We start from the raw sequence: 3985 nt of genomic DNA, 5'->3' as shown, positions 1-3985 counted from the left end.
GAGCGCGGTGGCCGGACGTGGGGCGGGCGGGACGCCCGCTGATCAGGTGGGCTGGCGGGGCGTATGGGCAGGGTCTAGGCTGCCTTGCCAGTCGGATCGCCCGGATCGTCCGGCAATGCGTCCCTGTCGTCCGAGACCTCGGCCCTGTCCCCGCCGGGCCTGATGGAGAGGAGACCCCGCATGATCATTCTGGGGCTGATCGTCGCGCTCGCCGCCGCCGCGGCCGGTGTCGCCGTCGTGCTGGACAACACTGGTGATGCGCGGTTGGCAGTGTTCGGCGACGAGATACCCGGGATCACGCAGCAGTGGCACATCTTCATGGCCGGCGCCGTGGTCGCGATCGTGTTCATGGCCGGGATGATGGTCGCCACGCTGGGGTTCCGGCGGGCGATGAACGTGCGGCGGGAGCTGCGCGACCTGCGGGACGAGCACGAGGAGTCCCTGCAGACGCTCGAACTCGAGCGCCGGAAGCTGCAGCAGGCGCTCGCCCAGGCGCGCCGCGGCATGGACGACCAGCCGCCGGTCCCGGCCCAGCGCGTCGCACCGAACTGAGGCCCGCCGCCGGGCTACTCGGAGGCTCCGGACAGGAGGACGTCGAGCAGGGTGATCGCGCCGTGCTTGTCCAAGGGGTCGTTGCCGTTGCCGCACTTCGGTGACTGGATGCAGGACGGGCAGCCCGAGTCGCATTCGCAGGACGCGATCGCGTCGCGCGTGGCGCGCAGCCAGGAGGCGGCGTCCCCGTAGCCGCGTTCGGCGAATCCCGCACCGCCCTCATGGCCGTCGTACACGAAGACGGTAAGGAGCTCTGTGTCGGGGTGGACGGCGGTGGACACGCCCCCGATGTCCCAGCGGTCGCACGTGGCGAACAGTGGAAGCAGGCCGATCGAGGCGTGTTCGGCGGCGTGGGCAGAGCCCGCCAGATCGAGGTCGTCGTCCAGAGCGGAAACCTGCGTCTCCGAGAGCGTCCACCAGACGGCGCGGGTGCGGAGGGTGCGAGGCGGTAGGTCCAGAGGCTTCTCGCCGAGCATCTCACCCGTTTGCAGACGGCGCATCTGGTAGGCGACCACCTGACGGGTGACTTCGACGGTTCCGAAGTTGAGCGTGGCCTCGCCCCAGGAGGTCGAGCGCAGCCGTTCGACGATGCTGATGTCGGTTACATCGCGGGCGGTCGTCGAATAGTCGGGGTCGGCCGCCTCTACGAGCGCGACAGAGTCGTCTAGGTCCAGGGTTTGGACGATGTAGGACTCGCCCTGATGGATGTACACCGCGCCTTCATGGACGGTGGTGTGCGCTGAAGCCTCGTCCACGGTGCCGAGTAGGCGACCCGTTGCCAGCTCCACCACCTGGATGGGTGCGCCGCCGGCTCCGCGGATGTCGGCCAGGTCGGCGGCCTTGTCGCGGCGCGTCCAGTACCAGCCCGCAGGGCGACGCCGGAGGAAGCCCCGGCGGACGAGGTCGGGCAGCAGGTCGGCGGTCGCCGGGCCGAACAGCGGGAGGTCGTCCTCGGTGAGCGGCATCTCGGACGCGGCGGAGCAGAGGTGCGGTTCCAGGACGTACGGGTTGTCCGGGTCGAGAACGGTCGCCTCGACCGGCGTCCCGAAGATCGCCTCGGGGTGGTGGACGAGGAACGTGTCGAGCGGGTCGTCCCGGGCGACGAGGACGGAGAGGGCGGCCTGCCCGGATCGTCCGGCGCGTCCGGCCTGCTGCCAGAGGGACGCGCGGGTGCCCGGCCAGCCGCAGACGAGGACGGCGTCGAGCCCGGAGACGTCAACACCGAGCTCCAGCGCGTTCGTGCTGGCCAAGCCGATGATCGAACGCGAGCGGAGGGCGGCCTCCAGAGCACGCCGTTCTTCAGGCAGATAACCCGCACGGTAGGCGGCGACCTGGTCGGCCAGGTCCGGGCTTACCTCGTGCAGCGCGCGCTTGGCGCTGAGCGCCACCGACTCTGCCCCGCGCCTAGAGCGGACGAACGCGAGCGTCTGAACACCCTCGACAACAAGGTCGGCCAGAAGGTCACCTGCCTCGGCCGTGGCGGTACGACGGACGGGCGCACCGCGCTCACCGCGCAGCTCCGTCAACGGCGGTTCCCATAGCGCGAACGTCGCGGGGCCACGCGGTGAGGCATCGTCGTCTACCGCGACCACGTCCACCCCAGTGAGACGGGACGCGGCCAACGCCGGCGAGGACGTCGTCGCCGACGCGAGTATGAACGTGGGGGACGCGTGATACCGCTTGCATATCCGGCGTAGCCGGCGCAACACCTGTGCGACGTGCGACCCGAAGACACCGCGGTAGCCATGGGCTTCGTCAATGACCACGTACTGGAGGCGCCGCAGGAAGGACGACCACCGTGCGTGCCCCGGCAGGATCGACCGGTGCAGCATGTCGGGGTTGGTCAGCACGTAGTTCGCGTGCTGGCGGACCCACGTCCGCTCATCCTGCGGGGTGTCGCCGTCGTAGGTCGCCGCGCGCACACGCGTGAGGTGCAGGGAACGGAGCGCACGGAGCTGGTCGGCGGCGAGGGCCTTGGTGGGAGACAGGTAGAGGACGGTCCCTTCCCGGCGCGGATTCTCCTCCCCCGCATAGATGGCATCGATGCAGGGCAGCAGGTAGGCGAGGGATTTCCCGGACGCGGTCCCTGTGGCGATGATCACAGACCGTCCGGCACGGGCGTGCTCGGCGGCGGCGACCTGGTGCTCCCAGGGCGCCTCGATGCCCGCCGCGGCGAGCCGCTCCACCAGGAGCGGCGGCGCCCAGGACGGCCACCCGGCCCGGCGGCCCTGACGTGCGGGAACGCTCTCCACATGGGTGATGCGGTCGCGCCGCGAAGGGTCCGCGAGGAGCCGGTCGAGGGGAGTTGAAGATCTTTGGACGCCCATCAGGTTTTCAGTTTGCCAGCCTGGGCAGAACTACGGGAACGCCCCGGCGCCGGTATGCCCGTCCCCCCGACCTGGCCGGTAGATCAGCAGGTCAGACGGGATGGCGCGAACTTTCGCCCGAGTGGGCGATTACGTGCGTGTACGACGCCGGAGCGTGGTTGAATCACGGCGAAGTCTCGATGGCCGGCCACCGGGCATCGAGATCGGATAGTGCTGCACGGCGCGTGGAGGATCTGTGGACCTGAAGGTGAACGACTACACCACCGACGATGGCCTCACCGTCATCAACGTGGAGGGCGAGATCGACGTCTACACGGCGCCGAAGCTTCGCGAGAAGCTCATCGACCTGGTCAACAAGGGCAAGTTCCACCTGCTCGTGGACATGGAGAAGGTGGAGTTCCTCGACTCCACCGGGCTCGGCGTCCTCGTGGGCGGGCTGAAGCGCGTCCGCGCGCACGACGGCTCGCTGGAACTGGTCTGCACCCAGGAGCGCATCCTCAAGATCTTCCGGATCACGGGGCTGACCAAGGTCTTCGGCATCCACGACTCGATCGCCGAGGCCGAGGAGAAGCGCAAGGGCGCCAAGTAGGCGGCCCGCGGCTCGAAGATGTCGACCGTTGAACTGTCCTTCAGCGCGCTGCCCGTCCATGTGCGGACCGCCCGCCTGATCGTGACCGCCGTGGCCCGCCGCAGTGGCGTCGCCGAGCCGCTGCTGGACGAGGTCAGGCTCGCGGTCGGCGAGGCGTGCTCGCGCGCCGTGGAGGCGCATCGCCGGCACTGCCCGGACGAGCCCGTCCGCCTCGAACTGAACGGCGCCGACCGCCGTTTCGAGGTGACCGTCAGCGACACCGTCCCCGGCGACGACACGCCGGGCGACCTCTCGGCGGCACTGGACGAGGGCGAGTTCGATTCCGGCTGGGGCGAGGGCACCGCCGAGCTGGGCCTGGCGGTCATCGCCGGCCTCGCCGACGACGTGGAGATCGCCGCCACGCCCAAGGGAGTCCAGATCCGGATGAGCTGGCCGGCCGAGGCCGAGGCGACCATCTAGAAGCACGCGCGCCCCCACTGACGACCCAAGGCCCCGCCACCCCCGGCGGGGCCTCAGT

4 protein-coding genes are annotated in these 3985 nt (G+C 70.0%); 3 read left to right on the top strand and 1 reads right to left on the bottom strand.

Features of this window, described 5'->3' with window-relative positions:
• Nucleotides 1-180 precede the first annotated feature (180 nt).
• Complete coding sequence (locus tag ETD96_RS42160; RefSeq protein WP_138642078.1) at nt 181-552, top strand: hypothetical protein; 372 nt, start codon at nt 181-183, stop codon at nt 550-552.
• Nucleotides 553-566: 14 nt separating this feature from the next.
• Here the strand turns inward: ETD96_RS42160 and ETD96_RS42155 are convergent, their stop codons facing one another.
• On the bottom strand, nt 567-2879 hold the full coding sequence (locus ETD96_RS42155; RefSeq protein WP_138642077.1) for a DEAD/DEAH box helicase: 2313 nt from the start codon (nt 2877-2879) through the stop codon (nt 567-569).
• A 235-nt stretch (nt 2880-3114) separates the two neighbouring features.
• Between ETD96_RS42155 and ETD96_RS42150 the strand changes: the two genes are divergently transcribed.
• The gene (locus ETD96_RS42150) at nt 3115-3468 is read left to right on the top strand and encodes an STAS domain-containing protein (protein ID WP_021597910.1); all 354 of its coding nucleotides are present in this window, start codon (nt 3115-3117) and stop codon (nt 3466-3468) included.
• An 18-nt stretch (nt 3469-3486) separates the two neighbouring features.
• A complete protein-coding gene (locus ETD96_RS42145) occupies nt 3487-3927 on the top strand; it encodes an ATP-binding protein (protein ID WP_138642076.1) in 441 nt (146 codons plus the stop codon).
• Nucleotides 3928-3985 lie beyond the last annotated feature (58 nt).

This window comes from Actinomadura geliboluensis, from assembly GCF_005889745.1.
In the GTDB taxonomy this organism is placed as follows: Bacteria; Actinomycetota; Actinomycetes; order Streptosporangiales; family Streptosporangiaceae; genus Spirillospora; species Spirillospora geliboluensis.
The sequence above is the reverse complement of the archived record's forward strand: the minus strand, read 5'-3'. Positions and strand labels throughout refer to the sequence as shown.